Origin of the sequence: Bacteroides sp. RTP31139st1_H2_RTP31139_211217, from assembly GCF_040227615.1 — a bacterium.
GTDB lineage: Bacteria > Bacteroidota > Bacteroidia > Bacteroidales > Bacteroidaceae > Bacteroides > Bacteroides uniformis.
In genome coordinates, this window is record NZ_JBCNZM010000083.1 from 1 (window position 1) to 3,736 (window position 3,736).

Consider the following 3,736-nt stretch of genomic DNA (forward strand, 5'->3'; position numbering starts at 1 on the left):
ACATGGACCCGGTTCTTCTGGAGCAGGCTATCAGGGACCGTATCGACAAGACCGGTCGGAAGCCCAAAGCGATTGTTCCGGTGGCTTTGTATGGGATGCCCTACAAGATAGACCAAATCATGTCGGTGGCAGATAAATATGATATTCCGGTCATAGAGGATGCCGCCGAAGGCTTTGGAAGCAAGTTTGACGGGCAAGTCCTCGGAACTTTTGGCAAATACGGCGTGCTTTCCTTCAATGGCAACAAGATGATAACCACCAGCGGTGGCGGTGCTTTGATTTGCCCTGATGAGGAGTCTAAGAAAGAGATTATGTTCTATGCTACCCAGGCCCGTGAGTCCTATCCCTACTACCAGCATGAACGTATAGGCTATAATTATAGGATGAGTAATATTTGTGCAGGTATCGGTCGCGGCCAGATGACGGTAGTGGATGAGCACATAGCGCACCATAAGTATCTGTGCGGTCTGTATCGTGAGCTGTTGGCTGATGTGGAGGGAATCACGCTTCATGAGAATCCTTCCGGACGCTACGACAGCAACTATTGGCTGAACACGGTACTACTTGACGGGAATCTGCATGTGAGAGGTGAGGAGGATGCCTACCGTGAGACAGTGAAAGGTGCCGTGGGCGGTGCTGCGGGTGTTACGCATGAGTCAATGAGTGCCCATACCTCTTGTGAGCCCAACCGTAATGTGGAAGCCATGCGTATTTGCTTGGACAGAGCTGGTATCGAGAGCCGTCCCTTATGGAAGCCCATGCACCTCCAGCCGGTTTATTCGGCTAATCCTGTCTATGTGAATGGTGTCAGTGAGGGCTTGTTCAAGCGTGGTCTTTGTTTGCCGAGTGGTCCTTATGTGACGGATGAGGATGTGAGATACATAGTAGATGAAATGAAGAAGTGTATATTGTAGAGATGCTCTTTGTTGATTTATAATACTTTATCACTTTTCTCAGAAAAACTACTCCCAAACACCTTTTTTCTTTGGTTACATAGTTTTTAATCCTCACCTTTGCACCGTTGATCAACGAAACGTGTGAATAGGAAAACGAATTTAAATCTCTAAAGAAAAAAAGTATGAGTGTAATTTTCAGGACGGTGGAGAGACCGTCGGACCCCAGGGTTGAAAACTCTCCCAAGAAGTATTATCCGCAGTTGGTAACATTGGGGCAAAGCGTGGATTTGGCGTTTATTGCACAGAAGATGCAGGACCGCTCTTCTCTGTCTATCGGTGACATCAAGAGTACGATGCAGAACTTTGTGGAAAAGCTGAAAGAGCAGTTGCTGGAAGGAAAGACGGTTAATATAGCCGGGCTGGGTGTCTTTATACTGGCAGCCAAATCGAAAGGTGAGGAAAAGGCTGATGACGTGACAGCCAAGAGTGTGGAGAGCGTCCGTATCTGTTTTCAGGCGAATAGGGAACTGAAGATATCGAAGGCTGCTACCCGTGCTGGAGAAAGGCTGGATTTGGTGAGTTTGGATGATTATCTTAAGGGGAAGACTTCTACAGATGGCGGCTCCGGTTCGGAAGGAGGAGGCTCGGATTCGGATGGAGACCAAGGTGAGAATCCACTGGGATAACAGTAGCTATGAATTATTAATCAGATAATGGATAATCTTTATGAAGAAAACGTGGAATGTGATTTTGAAACTTATTATTGCCGTAGCGAGTGCTGTGGCAGGTGTGATTGGCGGACAGACAATGATGTTTTAGTCCGATAGGATTTGATAAATAAAAAATGAGAAGAGCTGCTGGCAGGAAATCTGTCGGCAGCTCTTTTTTTAATCCTTGTATGCTTCTTCGTGTACCCCCGCTACTGCTCGTCCGCTGGGGTCGTTCTTTCCTTGGAAAGAGGCGTCCCATGCAAGCGCTTCGGCGGTGGAGCATGCCACACTGGGTACGCTGGGAACACTCCGGGCTGCGCTTTCACTGGGGAAATGCTCTTCGAAGATGGTGCGATAGTAATACTCTTCCTTATTTTGCGGGGTATGTATCGGGAAGCGTTCGGCGGCATGTGCCATCTGTTCGTCGCTGACGGCAGCGGCAGTGACGGCTTTCAGCGTATCAATCCAACTGTAGCCCACACCGTCGGAGAACTGTTCTTTCTGCCGCCAGGCAACGCTCTGTGGGAGCATGTCGGCAAAGGCTTCGCGGACTACTTTCTTTTCTATCTCCTTGCCGGGGCACATCTTGACTGCCGGATTGATGCGCATGGCAACATCCAGGAATTCTTTGTCGAGGAAGGGGACACGTCCTTCCACTCCCCAGGCTGCAAGGCTTTTGTTGGCACGGAGGCAGTCGTACAGATGCAGTTTGGAGAGCTTGCGCACGGTTTCTTCGTGAAAGGCTTGCGGGGTGGGCGCCTTGTGGAAGTAAAGGTAACCGCCGAACACCTCGTCCGCACCTTCGCCGCTGAGTACCATCTTGATGCCCATGCTTTTGATGACACGTGCCAGCAGATACATGGGGGTGGAGGCGCGGACAGTGGTTATGTCGTAAGTCTCAATGAAATAGATGACGTCGCGGACAGCATCGAGGCCTTCCTGAACGGTATAGTTTATCTCGTGATGCACGGTACCGATATGACGGGCCACTTCGCGGGCTTTAATCAAGTCGGGAGCACCCTTCAAGCCGACGGCGAAGGAATGGAGCTGCGGCCACCAGGCATCTGCCTTGTTGTCTGTCTCGATGCGTTTGGCGGCATATTTCTTGGCGATGGCAGAGATGACGGAAGAATCGAGTCCGCCACTGAGCAGGACACCGTAGGGGACGTCGGACATCAACTGGCGCTGTACGGCGGCTTCAAGTGCGTCGTGCACAGCCGTGACTTGTGTGCTGTAGGCTGTCCGGCCTATCGAAGCCGGCGCGGCATTACGTTCGGCGGCAGGAGTGTAGTTGTCCTTCACAGCGGCATAGTCCATCCAGTCGCGGGTGTACCAGCGGTGCATCTTGCCCTCGCGCCCACGGTAGTAGTGGCCGGGAAGGAAAGGCTCATACTCGTCGCAGAAACCTTCAAGGGCTTTCAGCTCACTGCCGAAGTAGATGTGTCCATCCTTGTCGCGTCCTATATAAAGGGGGATTACGCCGATGGGGTCGCGGGCGATGAGGTAATCGTCCGTTTCTTCATCATAGAGGGCGAAGGCGAAGATGCCGTTCAGCTCTTCGAGGAAGCGGATGCCTTTGTCTTTGTAAAGGGCAAGGATGACTTCGCAGTCGGAACCTGTCTGGAAGGCGTATTTTCCGGCATAGCGGGCACGGATGTCGCGATGGTTGTAAATCTCGCCATTGACGGCAAGCACCTGTTTGCGGTCGGGTGAATATAAGGGTTGTCCGCCGGATTCCGGGTCGACAATGGAGAGGCGTTCGTGGGCGAGGATGGCGGAGCCGCCTACGTAGATACCACTCCAGTCCGGTCCGCGATGACGGATTTTCTGCGCCATCCGTAGCGCTTTGTTTCTCAACTCAGGAGTTTGAGACTGTATGTTGAAGATTCCTGCTATTCCACACATGAGAATTAAAAATTAAAGGTTAAAAATTAAAGAAAGGGAAATCATTTCTTGTTTTCTTTTAGAGGTTCGAGGTAACGGTCTATTTCTGTTGCCACTCGTCGTCCGTCGGCCAAGGCACGTACTACGAGGCTGGCGCCGTGGGCGGCATCGCCTGCCACGAATACGTTCTCTGCAAACTTCGGTTGCTCGGGCTTGAGGAAACCCATGGCAAGAAGCACCATATCG

Annotated in this window: 4 protein-coding genes and 1 pseudogene; 3 read left to right on the top strand and 2 right to left on the bottom strand. The window is 51.4% G+C overall.

The genetic code is table 11. The features are described from left to right. The 3 genes from ABUA47_RS14230 to ABUA47_RS14240 all read left to right on the top strand — a co-directional run. Positions 1-914 (top strand): DegT/DnrJ/EryC1/StrS family aminotransferase (locus ABUA47_RS14230; RefSeq protein WP_349831703.1); only part of this gene is annotated, 914 nt, incomplete at its 5' end. A gap of 164 nt (positions 915-1,078) precedes the next feature. Further along, positions 1,079-1,582 carry an HU family DNA-binding protein gene (locus tag ABUA47_RS14235; protein ID WP_005827604.1) on the top strand — a complete coding sequence of 168 codons (504 nt, stop codon included), beginning with the start codon at positions 1,079-1,081 and terminating at the stop codon, positions 1,580-1,582. Positions 1,583-1,622: 40 nt separating this feature from the next. After that, a complete protein-coding gene (locus ABUA47_RS14240; RefSeq protein WP_005837261.1) occupies positions 1,623-1,715 on the top strand; it encodes a smalltalk protein in 93 nt (30 codons plus the stop codon). 68 nt (positions 1,716-1,783) lie between these two features. On the opposite strand, the gene asnB is transcribed toward ABUA47_RS14240, so the two are convergent. Beyond that, positions 1,784-3,511 carry an asparagine synthase B gene (gene asnB / locus ABUA47_RS14245; RefSeq protein WP_057253067.1) on the bottom strand — a complete coding sequence of 576 codons (1,728 nt, stop codon included), beginning with the start codon at positions 3,509-3,511 and terminating at the stop codon, positions 1,784-1,786. 41 nt (positions 3,512-3,552) lie between these two features. Next, positions 3,553-3,736 (bottom strand): annotated as a pseudogene (locus tag ABUA47_RS14250) (glutamate synthase); the annotation flags it as partial.

What these genes read in the sequence shown, in the direction of transcription:
- ABUA47_RS14235 (WP_005827604.1), top strand. Translation starts at nt 1,079, where the DNA reads ATGAGTGTAATTTTCAGGACGGTGGAGAGACCGTCGGACCCCAGGGTT.
- ABUA47_RS14240 (WP_005837261.1), top strand. Translation starts at nt 1,623, where the DNA reads ATGAAGAAAACGTGGAATGTGATTTTGAAACTTATTATTGCCGTAGCG.
- asnB (WP_057253067.1), bottom strand. Translation starts at nt 3,511, where the DNA reads ATGTGTGGAATAGCAGGAATCTTCAACATACAGTCTCAAACTCCTGAG.